We start from the raw sequence: 379 nt of genomic DNA, 5'->3' as shown, positions 1-379 counted from the left end.
CCATTTCCTAAAAGAGTTCCTCCCGTACTAATCCAACTGTAAAAAAGTTCATCCTTATCCTCATCTGCGGCATAACAGGTTAAATCGCTTTGCTGGCCAATCTCCAGGGTAGAAGGTCGAGCGATAAGACCAGAGATGAGGGGAGGATGATTCCTAACCCAGGGAATAATTTCAATAATTATCCCTTCGTTGTCGCGGTTAAGCTCACCTTTCATAAGGTGCTTAATCTGATATAAGTTACCATAACTGCTATCTTCGTTTACCCTTAAGAACAGGATATCACCTGGATGCAATTTTTCTAATTGAGGAGTAGAATTTTTAAAAATCAGGATACTTTGGTCTGCAGAGATAAAAATAATTTCTCCAAAGGACTGTGCAT

General features: G+C 39.6%; 1 protein-coding gene. It reads right to left on the bottom strand.

What is annotated here, in order from left to right; all coding sequences use genetic code 11:
• Positions 1–379, bottom strand: a 379-nt coding sequence (locus COZ07_RS03635) for a hypothetical protein (RefSeq protein WP_406607227.1), incomplete at both ends; no start/stop codon positions are given.

The sequence above is a fragment of the Candidatus Infernicultor aquiphilus genome, assembly GCF_002784285.1.
Lineage (GTDB): Bacteria > Atribacterota > Phoenicimicrobiia > Phoenicimicrobiales > Phoenicimicrobiaceae > Infernicultor > Infernicultor aquiphilus.
This window is presented reverse-complemented; position numbering and strand designations above follow the sequence as displayed.